The sequence below is a fragment of the Exiguobacterium sp. s122 genome (assembly GCF_018618475.1).
Taxonomy (GTDB): Bacteria; Bacillota; Bacilli; order Exiguobacteriales; family Exiguobacteriaceae; genus Exiguobacterium; species Exiguobacterium himgiriensis.
The window spans coordinates 1-18,092 of sequence record NZ_JACSMD010000006.1 but is presented as its reverse complement, the minus strand read 5'-3'; the positions used below and the strand labels follow the sequence as shown (position 1 = coordinate 18,092).

At 49.8% G+C, this 18,092-nt stretch carries 21 protein-coding genes, 1 rRNA gene and 2 other annotated features; all 22 genes read right to left on the bottom strand.

Annotated features, from left to right (window positions below; genetic code table 11):
- Nucleotides 1-16: 16 nt before the first annotated feature.
- Nucleotides 17-523 (bottom strand): 50S ribosomal protein L10, encoded by a 507-nt coding sequence (gene rplJ, locus KNP92_RS14745; RefSeq protein WP_214841833.1) that lies wholly within the window; start codon nucleotides 521-523, stop codon nucleotides 17-19.
- Nucleotides 524-568: 45 nt separating this feature from the next.
- Nucleotides 569-722, bottom strand: a sequence feature (ribosomal protein L10 leader region).
- 59 nt (nucleotides 723-781) lie between these two features.
- Entirely contained in the window at nucleotides 782-1,468 is a 687-nt protein-coding gene (rplA, locus tag KNP92_RS14740; protein ID WP_214841831.1) for a 50S ribosomal protein L1, read from the bottom strand.
- Between the two features lie 98 nt (nucleotides 1,469-1,566).
- Nucleotides 1,567-1,992: a 50S ribosomal protein L11 gene (gene rplK / locus KNP92_RS14735; protein ID WP_021066593.1), complete on the bottom strand. Its 426-nt coding sequence runs from the start codon at nucleotides 1,990-1,992 to the stop codon at nucleotides 1,567-1,569.
- Nucleotides 1,993-2,139: 147 nt separating this feature from the next.
- Nucleotides 2,140-2,691: a transcription termination/antitermination protein NusG gene (gene nusG / locus KNP92_RS14730; protein WP_024372172.1), complete on the bottom strand. Its 552-nt coding sequence runs from the start codon at nucleotides 2,689-2,691 to the stop codon at nucleotides 2,140-2,142.
- Between the two features lie 17 nt (nucleotides 2,692-2,708).
- Complete coding sequence (gene secE, locus KNP92_RS14725) at nucleotides 2,709-2,879, bottom strand: preprotein translocase subunit SecE (RefSeq protein WP_012727692.1); 171 nt, start codon at nucleotides 2,877-2,879, stop codon at nucleotides 2,709-2,711.
- 34 nt (nucleotides 2,880-2,913) lie between these two features.
- Entirely contained in the window at nucleotides 2,914-3,060 is a 147-nt protein-coding gene (rpmG, locus tag KNP92_RS14720) for a 50S ribosomal protein L33 (RefSeq protein ID WP_214841829.1), read from the bottom strand.
- Between the two features lie 127 nt (nucleotides 3,061-3,187).
- On the bottom strand, nucleotides 3,188-3,829 hold the full coding sequence (gene sigH / locus KNP92_RS14715) for an RNA polymerase sporulation sigma factor SigH (protein WP_214841827.1): 642 nt from the start codon (nucleotides 3,827-3,829) through the stop codon (nucleotides 3,188-3,190).
- Between the two features lie 222 nt (nucleotides 3,830-4,051).
- On the bottom strand, nucleotides 4,052-4,579 hold the full coding sequence (locus tag KNP92_RS14710; protein WP_214841825.1) for an NYN domain-containing protein: 528 nt from the start codon (nucleotides 4,577-4,579) through the stop codon (nucleotides 4,052-4,054).
- Complete coding sequence (rlmB, locus tag KNP92_RS14705) at nucleotides 4,576-5,325, bottom strand: 23S rRNA (guanosine(2251)-2'-O)-methyltransferase RlmB (RefSeq protein ID WP_214841892.1); 750 nt, start codon at nucleotides 5,323-5,325, stop codon at nucleotides 4,576-4,578. The genes KNP92_RS14710 and rlmB overlap by 4 nt, the downstream gene beginning before the upstream one ends.
- Before the next feature lie 103 nt (nucleotides 5,326-5,428).
- On the bottom strand, nucleotides 5,429-5,836 hold the full coding sequence (locus KNP92_RS14700; protein WP_214841823.1) for a Mini-ribonuclease 3: 408 nt from the start codon (nucleotides 5,834-5,836) through the stop codon (nucleotides 5,429-5,431).
- The gene (gene cysS / locus KNP92_RS14695; RefSeq protein WP_214841821.1) at nucleotides 5,833-7,230 is read right to left on the bottom strand and encodes a cysteine--tRNA ligase; all 1,398 of its coding nucleotides are present in this window, start codon (nucleotides 7,228-7,230) and stop codon (nucleotides 5,833-5,835) included. The genes KNP92_RS14700 and cysS overlap by 4 nt, the downstream gene beginning before the upstream one ends.
- Entirely contained in the window at nucleotides 7,199-7,888 is a 690-nt protein-coding gene (gene cysE / locus KNP92_RS14690) for a serine O-acetyltransferase (RefSeq protein ID WP_214841819.1), read from the bottom strand. The genes cysS and cysE overlap by 32 nt, the downstream gene beginning before the upstream one ends.
- 50 nt (nucleotides 7,889-7,938) lie before the next feature.
- Nucleotides 7,939-8,142, bottom strand: a binding site (T-box leader).
- Nucleotides 8,139-9,596, bottom strand: a complete 1,458-nt coding sequence (gene gltX, locus KNP92_RS14685) for a glutamate--tRNA ligase (RefSeq protein ID WP_214841890.1) — start codon at nucleotides 9,594-9,596, stop codon at nucleotides 8,139-8,141. It overlaps the preceding feature by 4 nt.
- Before the next feature lie 45 nt (nucleotides 9,597-9,641).
- The gene (gene ispF / locus KNP92_RS14680) at nucleotides 9,642-10,115 is read right to left on the bottom strand and encodes a 2-C-methyl-D-erythritol 2,4-cyclodiphosphate synthase (RefSeq protein WP_034817112.1); all 474 of its coding nucleotides are present in this window, start codon (nucleotides 10,113-10,115) and stop codon (nucleotides 9,642-9,644) included.
- Complete coding sequence (gene ispD, locus KNP92_RS14675; RefSeq protein WP_214841817.1) at nucleotides 10,112-10,789, bottom strand: 2-C-methyl-D-erythritol 4-phosphate cytidylyltransferase; 678 nt, start codon at nucleotides 10,787-10,789, stop codon at nucleotides 10,112-10,114. The genes ispF and ispD overlap by 4 nt, the downstream gene beginning before the upstream one ends.
- A gap of 58 nt (nucleotides 10,790-10,847) precedes the next feature.
- A complete protein-coding gene (locus KNP92_RS14670) occupies nucleotides 10,848-11,912 on the bottom strand; it encodes a PIN/TRAM domain-containing protein (protein ID WP_214841810.1) in 1,065 nt (354 codons plus the stop codon).
- Between the two features lie 113 nt (nucleotides 11,913-12,025).
- A complete protein-coding gene (radA, locus tag KNP92_RS14665) occupies nucleotides 12,026-13,402 on the bottom strand; it encodes a DNA repair protein RadA (protein WP_214841808.1) in 1,377 nt (458 codons plus the stop codon).
- Nucleotides 13,403-13,456: 54 nt separating this feature from the next.
- The gene (locus tag KNP92_RS14660; protein ID WP_211780261.1) at nucleotides 13,457-15,892 is read right to left on the bottom strand and encodes an ATP-dependent Clp protease ATP-binding subunit; all 2,436 of its coding nucleotides are present in this window, start codon (nucleotides 15,890-15,892) and stop codon (nucleotides 13,457-13,459) included.
- A 25-nt stretch (nucleotides 15,893-15,917) separates the two neighbouring features.
- A complete protein-coding gene (locus KNP92_RS14655) occupies nucleotides 15,918-16,961 on the bottom strand; it encodes a protein arginine kinase (RefSeq protein WP_081825823.1) in 1,044 nt (347 codons plus the stop codon).
- Nucleotides 16,961-17,395, bottom strand: coding sequence for a UvrB/UvrC motif-containing protein (locus KNP92_RS14650; protein ID WP_034806332.1), 435 nt, complete (start codon nucleotides 17,393-17,395; stop codon nucleotides 16,961-16,963). Before KNP92_RS14650 ends, KNP92_RS14655 begins: the two co-directional genes overlap by 1 nt.
- Nucleotides 17,396-17,410: 15 nt before the next feature.
- Nucleotides 17,411-17,878, bottom strand: coding sequence for a CtsR family transcriptional regulator (locus KNP92_RS14645; RefSeq protein WP_214841799.1), 468 nt, complete (start codon nucleotides 17,876-17,878; stop codon nucleotides 17,411-17,413).
- Nucleotides 17,879-18,014: 136 nt separating this feature from the next.
- Nucleotides 18,015-18,092, bottom strand: a 5S ribosomal RNA gene (rrf, locus tag KNP92_RS15960); the annotation flags it as partial.

Below are 18,092 nucleotides of genomic sequence, written 5' to 3'. Positions count from 1 at the left end.
CGCTACGCGACAAAAATTAAGCAGATTGCTCTTCTTTTTGTTCTGCGATTGCGTTTGTTGCGACTGCGAGCCCACGGATTGGAGCTTGAAGTACGCTGAGAAGCATCGAGAGAAGACCTTCGCGCGATGGAAGTTCTGCAAGAGCTTTCACTTCTTCAAGTGAAGTTACTTTGCCTTCGATGATTCCGCCTTTGAGTTCGAGCGCTTTGTGCTCTTTCGAGAAGTCGTTCAAGATCTTCGCTGGAGCGACAACGTCTTCGTTCGAGAACGCGACTGCTGTAGGACCTGTGAAGACTTCGTCAAGACCGTCAAAGCCAGACTGAGTAGCCGCGCGGCGAAGAAGTCCGTTTTTGTATACTTTGAACTCGATTCCAGCGTCACGGAGTGATTTACGGAGTGTAGTCACTTCTTCAACTGTAAGTCCACGGTAGTCAACAACGATCGTTCCAACGCTCGCTTGCATTTTCTCAGCGATTTCATCGACGAGTGCCGATTTCTGAGCTACGATTTTTTCGCTTGCCATGTGTTTGCACCTCCTAGTCATTTCTTGTACCGGACGAGAGGCTGCTCTTCAAAAAGAAATCCCTCGTATGAAGACATACGAGGGCGTAATTGTTTGAAAGTAAACCTGTGACAACAGGCTCAAGTTCGAGCAAAGACACCTCGGAAGGGTTTACGGACCGATGTCCACCTTCTGTCTGCGGTAATCCAACATATTCGGTTGAACGTGTCTTACTTTAACAGCGGTATCACACGTTGTCAACAGTTTATTTCAAGTAGATTACTTGATGAAGTCGGCAGTCGCAACACGGATTCCAGGACCCATTGTTGACGAAAGCGCGATGTTTTTGAGGTAAGTTCCTTTTGCAGTAGCAGGCTTCACTTTCATGAGTGTCTCGATGATTGTCTCGATGTTCTCAGAGAGTTTTGTTGCTTCAAACGATTTCTTACCAACTGGTACGTGGATGTTACCGGCTTTATCAACACGGTACTCTACTTTACCAGCTTTGATGTCAGCGATTGCTTTCTCGACATCAAACGTAACTGTGCCTGTTTTCGGGTTAGGCATGAGGCCTTTTGGTCCGAGAACGCGACCGAGTTTACCAACTTCGCCCATCATGTCAGGTGTCGCAACGATTACATCGAAGTCGAACCATCCTTGTTGGATTTTCGTGATGAACTCAGAGTCACCGACATAGTCAGCGCCAGCTGCTTCAGCTTCTTTAACTTTTTCGCCTTTTGCGAAGACGAGAACTTTTTGTGTTTTACCAGTACCGTGTGGAAGTACAACGGCACCGCGGATTTGTTGGTCTGCTTTCTTTGGATCTACGCCGAGACGTACAGCCACTTCGATTGTTTCATCGAACTTAGCAGTAGCAGTTTTTTGAACGAGTTCGACCGCTTCAGCGAGGTCGTAAGACTTCGTGCGATCAACAAGCTTCGCTGCTTCTTGGTGTTTTTTACCCATGATTCTTTTCCTCCTTGTGGTTAGCGGAATTTCCTCCCACATAATGAAGGGATTGAGGGTGAGTACAATATTCACCGTCAATCCCAGAGACTAAGCAATTAGTCTTCGATTACAATACCCATACTGCGCGCAGTACCTTCAACCATAAGCATCGCTGTTTCTACAGACGACGCGTTAAGGTCAGGCATTTTAAGTTCAGCGATTTCGCGAACTTTATCACGCTTAACCGTTGCTACTTTCTTACGGTTCGGTTCACCAGAACCGCTCTCGATACCAGCAGCTTTCTTCAAAAGAACTGCAGCTGGTGGAGTTTTCGTAATGAATGTAAACGAACGATCTTCGTATACCGTAATGACTACAGGAATAATCAATCCGGCTTGGTCTTGTGTACGAGCGTTGAACTCTTTACAGAATCCCATGATGTTAACACCTGCTTGACCAAGTGCTGGTCCTACTGGTGGTGCTGGGTTAGCTTTACCAGCTGGGATTTGAAGTTTAACGAGTTTAGTAACTTTTTTCGCCACGAGACACACCTCCTTAAGTCTAAAATGTGGTTTCTTGGACGTTGTGCGCCCTCCCACTCAATCTATTAGGTCGAGTTTGTACCGAAATAAAGCACAACATCAAACATTTCCGATTGTACCATCCGTTTCCGAAGATGGCAAGTGGGTTTAGTTAATTTTCTGAACTTGTTCGAAATCAAGCTCGATTTTTGTTTCGCGGCCGAACATGTCGACGACGACTTTGAGCTTCTCTTTGTCGGCTTCGATTTCATCAATCGTTCCTTCAAAGTTCTCGAACGCACCTTCTTTGACGCGAACGAGATCGCCGAGCTCGTAGTTGTAACGGTCTTTCTTCTCGATGAGGCCCATCTGTGAAAGCACGTTCGTCACTTCATCCGGTTGAAGCGGGATCGGCTTGGCGCCCCCACCTGTCGAACCGAGGAAGCCTGTCACGTTCGGTGTATTTCGAACGACGTACCATGAATCGTCCGTCATGATCATCTCGACGAACACATAGCCCGGGAAGTTTTTCACTTCACGTTCTTTGATCTTTTTCTCGCCACTTTTCAATGTGACTTCTTCTTGCGTTGTTTCAGTCGGAACGAGGACGCGGAAAATTTTATCTTCCATGTTCATCGAACCGATTCGACGTTCTAGGTTTTCTTTGACGTTGTTTTCAAAGCCAGAATACGTCTGGACAACAAACCATTGTTTCTCCACGGCTTTCACCTCTTTCCTTAGTTAATCAATAAGTTGACGAGATAGCTGACACCAGTATCCACGCCAAACACGAACAAGCCAATCACGACGACGGTCGCGATGACTGTGATGGTATATTTCGTGAGCTCTTTACGAGTCGGCCAACTCGTTTTCTTTAGCTCTTTCCATACATCACGCAAAAAGTTCATGGTAGCTTCCTCCTACATTGAATGCCAATTGACGTTACTTTGATTCTCGATGCACCGTATGCGCATTGCAACGACGGCAAAACTTGTTCAGCTCGAGGCGTGTCGCGACGTCATCGCGTTTCGTCGTCGAGTACTCACGTGATCCGCATTGTGCACAGGCGAGACTTACTTTCTTTGCCATTCATAAGCGCCCCTTTCGACGGCTCTCATTAAAAAAGAGCGAAAAAAAAACGCCTCCTGTAAAATGGCGTCTACGGACAAGGCGCTGCCTTAAAAGTATCACATAGGAGGCGTGGGGTCAATATCGGTTAACTCGTCAGCATCTTCACATCGACGTGACGTTCAAACTTCTTCTTCACCCGCTGTAAGGCGTTATCAATCGATTTGACATGGCGGTCCAAATCGTCTGAAATCTCTTGATACGAACGACCGTCTAAGTAAAGCCGGAGCACTTTTCGTTCTAAATCACTCAGCAGCTCGTCCATCTTTTCTTCCATGAACAACTGGTCTTCCCGAGTGACGAGCAGGTCTTGCGGGTCGGTTGGATGCGGGGGCAAGATGACGTCAAGCAACGTGCGGTCTGACTCATCGTCAAAAATCGGTTTATCAAGTGACACGTATGAATTGAGCGGAATGTGCTTTTGCCGCGTCGCCGTCTTGATTGCGGTAATCATTTGGCGCGTGATGCACATCTCAGCAAAACTTTTGAACGAGGCGAGCCGCTCGTCGCGATAATCACGAACCCCTTTATAAAGACCAATCATTCCTTCTTGGACGATGTCTTCGTGATCGGCTCCGATTAAGAAGTACGATCTCGCTTTTGCCCGCACGAAATATCGATAGCGCTCGATAAGAAACTCTAACGCATCGCTATCCCCTTCATTGCGCGCGAGTAAGACGAGCTCTTCATCTGACATTTTTTCGAACTGTTCATATGGCCATCCGTTCATGTTTCATACCCCCCGGCAATTGATGATGAACTATGTAAGTTTGTGACCTCATTATAGACAGCAGAGAAAACAACCGTCAAACAAAATTCTAAAAATTCCGTCAATTACAATTCGTGTAACGCATACATCTATTAGTATACAACATTTGCTTTCAAAAAAATGTCAAATTAAAAACAAAGACGAGTTCATTTGATGAACTCGTCCGTGATGTGCGTCACCGTCTCATTTACGTCGACGCATTTCTTCCAATCGGGCCCGCACTTCCGGCGTGAGATCGATCGTTTTTCGGTTGGACCGGTCTTGTTTGAGTGCCGACCGCTCTTGTTCGATTACGAGCTGGGCTTGTTTCCAATCTTTCAACAGTTCGGTCGCCGGGACGCGAAGCGCTCCTTGACCGAAGATGACCCATTGCTCCGTAAAGTCGTTCGTCGCCACGAACAGTGTGACGAGACGGTTGTCGACGAGCTCATGCGCCCGACGCTCAATCCATTCATCTGCCGTCTCGTTCTCTTTCGTATAGATGATCGCGACCCGGCTCTGCGTCGCTTTCGATTCACGCCCATACCGCATATGGGCATCAAAGACGATGGTCACCTCTCGGCCCGTGACCGCTTGATACTCGGCCATTGCTTCAATGAGGTCGTTTCTTGCCTGATCGAAGTCGATTTCGCGTAACTTCCGAAGATGTGGCCACGCCCCGATAATGTTATAGCCGTCAACAAGTAGGAGTTCCCGCTTTTTTACACTCATGACAACGGATGACGGGTACGGTGCACTTCATACAAGAGAAGCGCAGCCGCGACCGAAGCGTTGAGCGACGTGACATGACCGACCATCGGCATGTGGACGAGGAAGTCACACGTCTCACGCACGAGACGACTCATTCCTTTCCCTTCACTTCCGATGACGACGACGAGCGGCATGTCACCGTCGAGGCGGCGATAATCTTGGCTCTCGCTCGCATCCGTGCCCACGACCCATAATCCTTTTTCTTTCAACTCTTCGAGTGTCCGGGTCAAATTCGTGACGCGTGCGACCGGGATGTATTCAATCGCACCTGTCGACGCTTTCGCGACGGTTTGCGTCAAGCCGACCGAGCGACGTTTCGGGATGATAATCCCATGGGCACCGACAGCATCCGCTGTCCGCAAAATCGAGCCTAAGTTGTGTGGGTCCTCAAGCTCATCGAGCAAGATGAAGAGTGGTGTCTCCCCTTTTGATTCAGCGAGCGCGAACATGTCATCAATCGACTTATATTCATAGGCGGCGACGGCGGCGACGACACCTTGGTGGTGCTCACTGCCGGCCATCTTCTCGAGCTTCGTCTTCGGGACGAAAGAGACTTGCACCGACGCTTCGTTTGCCATCGAGATGATTTGCGCGAGTGGTCCTTTTTGTTGACCTTCCATAATGAAGACTTTATTCATGTCGCGCCCGCTCCGGAGTGCCTCCATGACCGGGTTACGTCCGTACAAGAAATCGATGCCTTCTTCCATCACATCGACTTCTTGATAATCTGGGCGTTCGAGTTTTTGTCGTTTCGGCCGGTCGTCCTCGCGCGAACGATCGAATGAACGTTTGTCGCGCGATTTACCTCCTTCATGTCGTTTCGGATTGCTCGGTTTCGAGCCAAATGAACGCTTGTTCGATGAGTTCTTCAAGACGATCCCTTCTTTCTATAAGATAAATATAACCAATCAATGCCTCAAACGCCGTCGAGTACCGATACGTATGGACGTCGGTCCGCTTTGGAATCGAGCCGGACTTGGCGTTTCGTCCTCGCCTTACGACGGCCTGTTCCTCTTCCGAGAGCGCATTCGTCTCGAGCCAATGGGTGACAATGCCTGCTTGTGACGCCGCATTGACATAACGGACCGCCCCACGGTGTAAGTCATTCGGTCGTGTCAAGCCCCGCTCGAGCAATCGTTTCCGGACCGCCATCTCATAGACGACGTCACCCATATAAGCAAGCGCGAGTGCGTTCAGCTGGGCCGGATTCACACTCATAGACGCTTCCACCGGACACCTTGTGCCGTATCTTCAAGTTGAATCTGTTGTTGTTTCAGAAGGTCACGAATCTCGTCCGCACGGGCAAAGTTTCGTTCCGCACGGGCTGTGTCACGTTCTTGAATCAATTGATCGATTTCAGCATCTAACAACTCTTTCTCTTCCGACAACGTCAAACCGAGGACACCCGTCAACTCGTCAAACAAGTTGATGACGTGCTCTAGCGTCTCTTTTGAGACGTGGTTCGCTTTGGCGTAAATGTTCGCTTCTCTCGCCAAGTCGAACAATACCGTGACGGCGTTGGCTGAATTGATGTCATCATCCATCGCTTCAATGAATGCCGATTTAATGCCAGCAAGTTTTCGTTCCATCGCCTCGCTCGGCTCGTCTAAGCCAGCTGTTACAGACAATCGGTGCTCGACGTTGTGATACGCCTCCTTGATCCGGTCCCACCCGTTCGCTGCTTGTTCGATTAGCTCCCGGCTATAGTTGATTGGATGACGATAATGCACCGATAGCATAAAGAAGCGGAGCACCATCGCATCGACTTCCTTGAGCGCCTCATGGACGAGCAAAAAGTTCCCGAGCGATTTTGACATCTTCTCGTTCTCGATATTGATGAACCCGTTGTGAAGCCAATAGTTAGCGAATTTCGTGTGATTGCACGCCTCAGACTGTGCGATTTCGTTTTCATGGTGTGGGAATTTCAAATCGTGGCCGCCGGCATGAATATCGATCGTCTTGCCAAGATGCTTTTTCGCCATCGCCGAGCATTCGATATGCCAGCCCGGACGTCCTTGCCCCCATGGGCTCTCCCATGCCGGTTCACCTGGTTTCGCCGCTTTCCATAAGACGAAGTCGAGCGGGTCTTCTTTCTTCTCCCCGACGTCGACGCGCGAACCGGCCCGTAAGTCTTCAATCGATTGTTGACTGAGCTTGCCGTACTCATCGAATTTTCGGGTGCGGAAGTAGACGTCGCCTTCGGATGCATACGCGTACCCTTCTGTCTCTAACGTCCGGATGAAGTCGATGATTTCTTGCATCGTATCAGTGACGCGCGGGTGCACGTCGGCTGGTTGCACGTTTAACGCCCCGGTATCGGCCAGGTATGCCTCGATATAGCGGTTCGTCAGCGTCGAGACGTCTTCCCCGAGCTCGTTTGCGGCCCGAATGATTTTATCGTCGACATCCGTGAAGTTCAATACGTACTTCACATCATACCCGCGATACGTCAAATAGCGGCGCACCGTGTCAAACGCAATCGCCGGACGGGCGTTTCCGACGTGGATATAGTTGTAGACGGTCGGCCCACATACGTACATCGACACTTTCCCAGGTACGATCGGGACGAACGGTTCTTTCTTATTCGTGAGGCTGTTGTAAAACTGAATCATGTGTCTTCTCCTCCATCCGCTTTTCTAAGGAAGCTAATTTTTTCTCTAACTGTTCGACCGCGTTCTCCAGTCGTTCTTGGCATTCCCGATCCGGATCCGGGAAGCGATGGTCGAGGTCGTGTGGTTTCACCCGCTCGCCGTTTCGGATGACGACGCGACCAGGAATCCCAACAACCGTCGAGTCAGACGGTACATCTTTTAAGACGACGGAACTCGCCCCGATTTTAGCGCAATCACCAATCGTGATATTGCCGAGTACTTTCGCACCGGCCGAAATCAACACGTCGTTCCCAATTGTCGGGTGACGCTTTCCTTTCTCTTTTCCCGTTCCGCCGAGTGTCACGCCTTGATAGATGGTGACATCATTGCCAATAATTGCGGTCTCCCCGATCACGATGCCAAACCCGTGGTCGATGAACAATCGCTCGCCGATGACCGCTCCCGGGTGAATTTCTACCCCTGTGAACCAACGGCTCGTTTGGGCAATCAGTTTCGCCAACAGCTTCACATTTCGTTTCCATAGGCCATGCGCGAGCCGATGTGCCCAAAGGGCGTGCAATCCTGGATACGTTAAAACCACTTCCGCTTTTGAGCGAGCGGCCGGGTCAAGTTCGAGCACATTTTGAATGTCGGCCCGTACACTTTTCCAAAATCCCATAATTGTTCTCCTTTTCTTTATAAAAAAACAAAGACGCCCCTGTGCCAAGGCACAGAGACGCCATAAGCGCGGTTCCACTCTGTTTGGGAAACTTCCCCTCTCAAGTCTCGTTAACGCCGAGTCGCGGTCCCGACTACATATCGCCGGAACGGCTCCGAGGTGCACTTCGACGGGGGACGCTTCTAGAACTTCCAGCCTTGGTTCTAGTCTCTGTTAAGTGTCAATCCGCTTACTTTCCTCATCATTGCCTTTATGCTAATAACGTTGTTAAACGCGCGAGGACGCGCTCTTTTCCAATCAATGAGATGGCGTTTGGAAGCTCTGGTCCGTGTGTCTGCCCTGTCGTGGCGACACGAATCGGCATGAACAAGTTCTTTCCTTTTTGACCGGTCGCTTTTTGTGTCGCTTTCGTCGCAGCTTTAATGGCTTCCGGTGTGAAATCTTCGATCTGTTCGAGTTGCGCCTTGAACTCAGCCAAGACACTCGGTACTGCTTCGCCGGCAAGCACCGCGTTCGCTTCTTCGTCATACTCGACTTCATCTTTAAAGAACAAGTCCGTCAACGCGACGATTTCAGCCCCGTGTGTCATCTGTTCTTTATAGAGTGCGATGAGCGCTGTCGCCCAATCCGCTTCTTCCATCGATAACGCTTCTGGCAAACGACCCGCTTCTTGTAAGAATGGTAAACTGAGTGCCACCACTTCGTCAAGCGAAGCCTGTTTCATATAAACGCTGTTGATCCATGCAAGCTTTTGTTGATCAAAGACGGCCGGGCTCTTCGAGAGGCGACCCGCGTCGAACATCTCGATGAACTCTTTTTTCGTAAAGATCTCTTCCTCACCGACCGGCGACCAACCGAGAAGCGAAATAAAGTTAAAGAGCGCTTCCGGGATGTAGCCGAGATCGGCATATTGCTCGATGAACTGAATGATCGACTCATCACGCTTCGATAGTTTTTTATGGTTCTCGTTGAAGATGAGCGTCATATGACCGAACGTCGGGTAGTCCCATCCGAGTGCGTCATAGACCATCATCTGTTTCGGCGTGTTGGCGATGTGGTCGTCTCCACGCAAGACGTGACTGATCTTCATCAAGTAGTCATCGACGACGACAGCAAAGTTGTATGTCGGGATCCCGTCTTGTTTGACGATGACCCAGTCGCCGAAGTCTTTCGCTTCAAATGAAACGTCGCCTTTTACGACATCGTTCCATTTGTACGTCACACCTTCAGGGACGCGGATACGAATCGATGGCTTGCGGCCCTCGGCTTCAAACGCCGCTCGTTCTTCGTCGCTCAAGTTGCGATGGGCACCTGAGTAGCGTGGCGCTTCCCCGCGTGCGATTTGAGCCTCGCGTTCAGCTTCGAGTTCTTCGGACGTCATATAGCACTTATAGGCGAGTCCTTTTTCCATCAGCTCATTCACGTGTTTGTTGTAGAGATCGAGTCGTTCCATTTGGAAGTAAGGGCCATAGTCACCACCGCGACCCGGGCCTTCATCCCAATCGATTCCGAGCCACTCGAGATACTTCATCTGACTTTCGACGCCGTTCTCGACGTTGCGTTTTTGATCGGTATCTTCGATGCGTAGAATCATTTTGCCGCCAGCGTGGCGGGCGTATAAATAGTTGAATAGCGCTGTCCGGGCATTCCCGATATGAAGGTGACCCGTCGGACTTGGCGCATAGCGTACACGCACTTCACTCATAATATTTCCACCTTTCTTCTCTTCTGCCCAAATAGTATACCACTTTTGTCAAGCACGGTTGAGCAGGATGACCGCTTGGGCGGCAATTCCTTCTTCTCGTCCGGTGAAACCGAGCTGTTCCGTCGTCGTCGCCTTCACGTTCACTTGGCTGATGTCGGCCTCAAGCAACTCCGCAATGACCGCTCGCATGTCATCGATATACGGGCGAAGTTTTGGCCGCTGTGCCATGACTGTCGCATCGACGTTGCCAAGGACGTACCCTTCTGCTTTCACGAGTTGCCAGACGTGTTGAAGTAACACTTTCGAGTCGGCATCTTTAAAGGCCGGGTCCGTGTCCGGAAAATGCTTCCCGATATCTCCGGCTGCGATCGCACCGAGAGCCGCATCGGCAATCGTATGTAGCAACACGTCTGCGTCGGAATGGCCAAGCAGACCGCGGTCGTGTGGAATCTCGATTCCCCCTAAAATGAGCGGGCGCCCTTCTGCAAATGCATGTACATCAAATCCTTGTCCGATTCTCATCGATACTCCTCCTTTGTCAAAATCGCTTCCCCGAACAATAAATCTTCAGGTGTCGTGATTTTTATGTTGTGATAGTCACCCGGGATGACCGTGACGTCATGGCCTGCCCATTCGAACAGACTCGCGTCATCGGTACCCGTAAACGCTTGCTTCGCCGCTTCGTCGTGAATACGCCGAATTCGCTCGATTGGAAACGCCTGTGGGGTCTGGGCGAGCCAAAGCGTCTCACGCGGCACGGTGCGGGTAATTTGTCCCGTATCCACTTGCTTCACCGTGTCTTTCACGGGAACAGCTAAAATCGCACCGACCGTTTGTCCTGCTTTAGCCACTTGTCGTAATTGGTCGACTCGAATGAACGGACGCGCTCCGTCATGAATCAAGACGACACCGTCTAGCGTCACGGCATGCAGGCCGGCGCGGACGCTTTCTTGTCGTTCTTTCCCACCGGCTACATACGTGATGGGCGTCAGGATATGGCCGAGCATCGAGCGGAACCACAGCTCTTCTTCCGGACGAATCGCCAAGATGATCTCGTGACACCATGTATCACGAGCGAACGCCTCGACCGTCCACACGATAATCGGCTTTCCTTGAAGCTGTAACATTAATTTATTCTCGTTCGCCCCCATACGCTTGCCTTGACCGGCTGCTGGGATGACGACTGCATATCGCATCACATATTCCCCTCACTTCGTGAAAAAAGAGAGCGCGAAGCGCGTCTCTTTTTCACAGTTATTCAGGACGAGCAAAAATCATTCGACCTGCCGAGGTCTGGAGCACGCTCGTCACGACGACGGGTAACGTCTTCGAGATGAGTTTACGTCCCCCTTCGACAACGACCATCGTCCCGTCTTCGAGGTAGGCGACTCCTTGATTTTGTTCTTTTCCTTCTTTGATGACCGTAACGACCATCTCTTCACCCGGGATGACAATCTGTTTCACCGAGTTGGCTAAGTCGTTAATGTTTAACACTGGGACGTTTCGAACTTCACACACTTTGTTCAAGTTATAATCGTTCGTCACGACAATCCCGTTCTTCACTTCAGCGAGTTTGATCAACTTAATGTCGACTTCCGCTACATCTTCAAAGTCTCCATCATAAATCTCGACTTCGATGCGATCGTTGTCTTGGAGCTCTTTTAAAATATCAAGTCCACGTCGACCGCGATTTCGTTTCAACGTATCCGATGAATCGGCAATGTATTGAAGTTCACCGATGACAAACTGCGGAACGATGAGCGTCCCTTCGATGAAGCCTGTCTTTGCGATGTCGGCGATTCGCCCATCGATGATGACGCTCGTATCTAAAATCTTATCGTTTGAACGGCGTACCGGTTCGGCCGGTTGCTTGTCACGTTCACTTTTCACGAACAATTTAATCCATTCGTTGCGTTTCCGGTACCCGACGGCAAAGCCGAAGTATCCGAACAAGGCGGTCACGAAAATCGGCACGATTTTGCTGAGTAAGAAAATGTTCGTCACTTCAAGCGAGACGCTAATCAAAAAGGCAATCAACAACCCGATAATTAACCCGATTGAACCGAACAAAATATCCCCAACCGGTAAACGGACGAGCCGTTCTTCAACAAAGCGGATAAATTTAACGACCATGTCGGTCAAGAATAAACTGAGAATGAAGAAGATAAGTCCACCAATCAAACTAGCTACGTATGGAATCGTCAACCAAGCCGGCACGTTCATACCGAGATCGTTAAAAAGAGCTACTAATTCGATAATCCCGAACCATCCGACGACAAGACCAATCAAAATAAATCCGATTCGCACTGCAATCTTCACTCATTCCACCTCCTTCATCTGAATTTAAATTTCATTAAAACAGCACTTTTATTGTAACACGGTTCGTTTGAAAGCGTTCGTTACAAACCGTTAAAACCTGTCGGAGGCGCCCATCAGAACGGAATGGTCAGTTGTAGCGCCTCATCGACAGTGCTGACACCGACGACGTCGATCCCCCCTGGTGCTGTCCAGCCACCAAGGTTGTTTTTTGGAATGATGGCACGTGTGAAACCGAGCTTAGCCGCCTCGGCGACACGTTGCTCGATTCGGGACACACGGCGCACTTCACCAGTCAAGCCAACTTCTCCAATACAGACGTCGGTCGGACGTGTCGGACGGTCACGGAAGCTAGAAGCGATAGAGACGCAAATCGCCAAATCGATGGCCGGCTCGTCTAGTTTAACGCCACCCGCCGCCTTCAAATACGCATCTTGCGTCTGGAGCAAGAGACCTGACCGTTTCTCAAGTACGGCCATAAGTAGCGCGACTCGGTTTTGGTCAATTCCCGTGGCCATGCGACGTGGGTTCCCGAATGACGTCGGTGAGATGAGCGCTTGGAGTTCAACGAGTACCGTTCGCGTCCCTTCCATCGAAGCGACGACCGTTGAGCCGGATACACCTGCTGTCCGTTCTTCGAGGAAAATCTCAGACGGGTTCAGCACTTCTTCGAGCCCACTCTCTTTCATCTCAAAAATACCAATCTCATTCGTCGAGCCAAATCGATTCTTCACGGCCCGTAAAATCCGAAACGTATGATGACGCTCACCTTCGAAATACAACACCGCATCCACCATATGCTCGAGTAGACGTGGTCCCGCAATTGAACCTTGTTTCGTAACGTGCCCGACGATAAAGACGGCCACACCCCGCGTTTTAGCAATCTTCATGAGCGCTGCCGTACATTCCCGTACTTGGGCGACACTACCCGGCGCCGATTGAATCTCATCCATATATACTGTTTGAATCGAGTCAATGATAACAAATCCCGGCTTTTCTTCATCGATGACCCGTTCGATCATCAACATATCGGTCTCGGCGAGGACATACAAATCCTGTGTCGGCAAACCGAGTCGTTCCGCACGAAGCTTCGTCTGTTTGAGCGATTCCTCACCAGAAATGTAGAGCACTTTCCGACCGCTATGAGCAAGGTGCGCACTCACTTGAAGGAGAATCGTCGACTTCCCGATCCCCGGGTCACCCCCGACAAGAACGAGTGATCCCGGGACGATTCCTCCGCCAAGCACACGGTCGAACTCTTGACTGTTCGTGTGAACCCGCGTCTCCTCCTGTGAGACGACGTCGGCGAGGCGCTCCGGTTTCAACTGTCGCGATGAACTGTGAACGAACGCGGCCCCACGCTTCGCTTTCTTCTCTTCGACAAACTCTTCGACGAGCGTGTTCCATTCATTACACCCGGGGCAACGTCCCATCCACTTCGCGGACTCATAGCCGCACGATTGACACACGTACTTTGTTTTTAGTTTAGCCATACTTAATCCTCTCTGTTTAAAAAAGCTCCCTCACTTGAGAGAGGGAGCTTCGCATTATTGAACGACACCTTCGCTACGGACGATGAACTCTCCGTCCTGCACGTCAAGAGCGACTTTACTGCCTTTGGTGATGTCTCCACTGAGCATCGCTTCTGAGAGTCGGTCCTCCACCTCACGTTGGAGCGCCCGGCGGAGCGGTCGAGCTCCGTACTCTGGGTCGTATCCAACTTCAGCAATCTTCTCAAGCGCCGATTCCGTCAATGTGAAATCGATGCCTTGTTCACCAAGACGTTTCGTGAGTGTCTCAGCCATGAGCTTGACGATTTGTTGGATATGCTCTTTTTGGAGCGAGTGGAATACCGTGATCTCATCGATCCGGTTCAAAAACTCAGGACGGAACGCTTTTTTGAGCTCTTCCATTACTTTGTCCTTCATCTCTGTATATTCACGCTTCACATCATCTTCAACCGTGAAGCCGACGTATTTGTTGCGTTTCAGTGCTGCGGCTCCGACGTTTGACGTCATGATGATCACCGTGTTGCGGAAGTCGACCGTGCGGCCTTTCGAATCCGTCAAGCGACCGTCATCGAGCACTTGGAGCAAGATATTGAACACTTCTGGGTGGGCCTTCTCAATCTCATCAAGCAAGATGACCGAATACGGTTTGCGACGAACTTTTTCTGTCAATTGGCCGCCCTCTTCATAACCGACATATCCTGGAGGAGAACCGACGAGTCGGCTCGTCGCATGTTTCTCCATGTACTCAGACATATCGATGCGGATAATCGCATCCTCATCACCGAAGAGCGCTTCGGCGACGGCACGAGCCAATTCGGTCTTCCCGACACCGGTCGGTCCGAGGAAGACGAACGAGCCAATCGGACGTTTCGGATCTTTCAACCCGGCACGAGCGCGGCGAATCGCCCGCGAAATCGACTTGACCGCTTCGTCTTGTCCGATGACGCGGTTATGCAAAATCGACTCGAGTTTTAAGAGACGATCTGTTTCTTCTTCGGCAATTTTTGTGACCGGCACACCGGTCCAGTTCGCAACGACTTGTGCGATATCTTCTTTCGTCACTTCAAGTTTTTCGTTACCTTGTTTGTTCTGCCATTCTGATTTCAACTGTTCGAGTTCTTCGCGTACTTTTTGTTCCGTATCACGAAGCGAGGCCGCCTTCTCAAACTCCTGACTTTGCACAGCTGAATCTTTTTCTTTCCGAATCGTTTCAAGGCGCGCTTCGAGTTCTTTTAAGTTCGGTGGCGCCGTGAACGAACGGAGACGCACTTTTGACGCCGCTTCATCGACAAGGTCAATCGCTTTATCTGGAAGGAAACGGTCTGAAATATAGCGGTCTGAAAGGACAACAGCTTCATGGACCGCTTCATCCGTGATGGTCACGCGGTGATGCGCTTCATAGCGATCGCGCAAACCGAGTAGGATTTGCTCTGCTTCTTCGGTCGTCGGTTCATTCACTTGAATCGGTTGGAAGCGACGCTCGAGCGCGGCATCTTTTTCGATATACTTCCGATACTCATCTAACGTCGTCGCACCGATACATTGAAGTTCACCACGGGCGAGTGATGGTTTCAAGATGTTCGAGGCATCGATTGCCCCTTCCGCCCCACCAGCGCCGATTAACGTGTGCAATTCGTCAATGAAGAGAATGACGTTCCCCGCCTGACGAATCTCATCCATCACTTTTTTCAATCGATCTTCAAATTCACCGCGGTATTTTGTACCCGCGACGAGTGTTCCCATATCAAGGACCATCACTCGTTTGTTACGAAGCGTCTCTGGCACTTCATTATTGATGATTTGTTGAGCTAATCCTTCGACGACAGCCGTCTTCCCGACACCTGGCTCACCGATGAGAACCGGGTTGTTTTTCGTCCGGCGTGATAAGACTTCGATGACCCGTTGAATCTCACCAGCGCGCCCGATCACCGGATCAAGACGTGACTCACGAGCTTGTTGCGTCAAGTCGCGAGCTAATCCGTCGAGTGTCGGTGTCGCAGCGCTCGTTCCAGGTTGTGAGGCGTTAGCTGACGATTCTGTGTTACCGAGCAACTGAAGCACTTGTTGACGTGCTTTTGTCAAACTGATGCCGAGGTTGTTCATGACGCGCGCCGCCACACCCTCGCCTTCTCGAATCAAGCCGAGCAAGATGTGCTCTGTCCCAACGTATGAGTGACCGAGTTTACGGGCCTCGTCCATCGAAAGTTCAATCACTTTTTTCGCACGCGGCGTGTAATGAATCGTTGACCCGTTCTCTGACCCGCGTCCAATGAGCGCCTCTACTTCTTGTTGAATCTTCTCAGACGTCATACCGAGGGCGAAAAGTGCTTTTGCAGCAATCCCTTCGCCTTCTCGAATCAAGCCGAGTAAAATATGTTCCGTACCAATATTATGATGGCCAAGCCGTACCGCTTCTTCTTGTGCTAAAGCTAATACGCGCTGAGCTCGTTCTGTGAATCGACCAAACATCATGGACAAAACCTCCTTGAGAGTTAAATCAAACTAAACCGTGATCTAGCATGCGACGAACGAGCGTCGCTCGTTCCCGATCTCGTTCTTTCGTAGATAATGTTTTCCCGAAATGTTTTTGTAGGAAACCTGATTGCAACCTTACAATCAGTTCATGAAACTGTGGCGGGCTCCAATCTGACAATAGGCCAAGATCGCTCGCTAAATGTAAGTCAGACAGACGCTCAATTGCTTCTGTCGAAGACAGTAACTTCGCATAACGCAACACCCCATAAGAGCGATAAAACTGATCTTCTAACTCGTCTTCCTTGTTTTTGAGCAAATCCTCACGAGCTTGGCGTTCGGCCTGAATGAGTTGTTCCGTTATTTCCATAAAGTCCGATAAGAGTTGGGATTCATGGCTCCCAAGTGTACGTTGATTCGACAACTGGAATAAACGTCCCGCTGCGTCACTACCTTCCCCGTACCGGCCACGAATTGTGTAACCTAGTTTGCGAAGTTCTTTTAGTATAGGAGTAATTCGACCTGTCAATACCAAGCCTGGTAAGTGAAGCATGACCGAGGCGCGAAGACCTGTCCCGATGTTGCTCGGGCACGTCGTCAAGTACCCTAATGTTTCATCGAAGGCGTAAGGAAGTGATTCTTCACACAAAGCATCGACGCGTTTAGCGAGTTCAAATGCCTCAATCACCTGAAACCCTGGAAGTAACGTTTGAATTCGTAAATGATCTTCCTCGTTGATTAACACACTAATCGTCTCATCTTCACTTAAAAAGACGGCACTTTCATCTTTTGTAGCAATGGTTGGACTGATTAGATGCTTCTCAACAAGCGCTTGGCGGGTCACGTAATCATAGGAACCCATATGAATATACTTAAATCCTTGCAAACCACCAAGAGAAGATTCGACACGTTCACATAAATATCGTTGTCCTTCTTCTGAAAGTACTGGGGAGAAGACCGTGTCCTTCAAGTTGCGAGCCAGTCGGATTCGCGTTGAGATGACAAGGTCGTCAAGTTTCGCTCGTTCACGCATTTTCGGACCGAGCGGTTGTTCGAGGAATGTCTCCATCACGCCTCACCTTGTCCTTTCAATTGAATCATTTCTTTTTTGATACGGGCTGCACGTTCATAATCTTCTTGTTCGACAGCTTGCTCCAACTCCCCTGCCAGCTTGACGAGTCGTTCTTCAATTCGTTCGTCAGGCGTACGTAACAAGTTCGGAATTGAACCGACGTGATGATCATGCCCTTGTTGATATTGACGCGTTATTTTTAATAAATCATCTCGAAACACGGTGTAACACATTGTACAGCCGGCTTTTCTCGTTTGTTGTAACGCATGTTGCGTCATTTGACACGTCGGACACCGCTTCACGACCGGGACGTAACCTGTCATGACTTCAAACGCGCAATTCCGACACAGTTTACGTGTGACAGATACCCCGTTCTCATTAATGACCATTTCATTGACGGCAGGTCGCCGTTTACATCGTTCGCATAGCATGTTATCCCGCCTCCGTCAGCGATAACTTAACAATTTCATAAGCGCTAATAATTGTTGTCGGCGAATCAAGTGACGATCGGTTGCGTGGAGACCGAGTGATTCATCAGACAATACGTGAAAAAGAAGTCGAACTTCCCGTTCACTTAACAATCCTTCTTCAAATAGACGAATTAATATGTTTTCGACGACTTGTTCATTCAAATTAGGTTGATTATGCAAGAAGTCGATGAGACTAGCTAATAAATCTTGCTTCTCATGTAAGATGACGCGGCGAATGCGAATATATCCGCCTCCCCCTCGTTTGCTTTCAACAAGATAGCCTTTTTCGACGGTAAATCGTGTGTTGATGACATAGTTGATTTGAGACGGGACACACTCGAAACGTTTCGCAATATCTTGTCGTTTAATTTCAATTGCATTGGCCTGACTTTCTTTGAGTACTTGCTTCAAATACTGTTCGATTACATCAGATATGTTTCTCATCTCCACCACCCTCTGACCATCTTTGACTTTTGACTATATTTTATCATTGATTCAAAAAAAGGCAAACGAAAAGCGACGATGCAGCGCATCGTCGCACAAAAAAGACGACCAAGCAGATGCTTGATCGTCTCATGTTGCCTGGCAACGTCCTATCCTCACAGGGGGAGACCCCCAACTACTTTCGGCGCTGAAGCGCTTAACTTCCGTGTTCGGC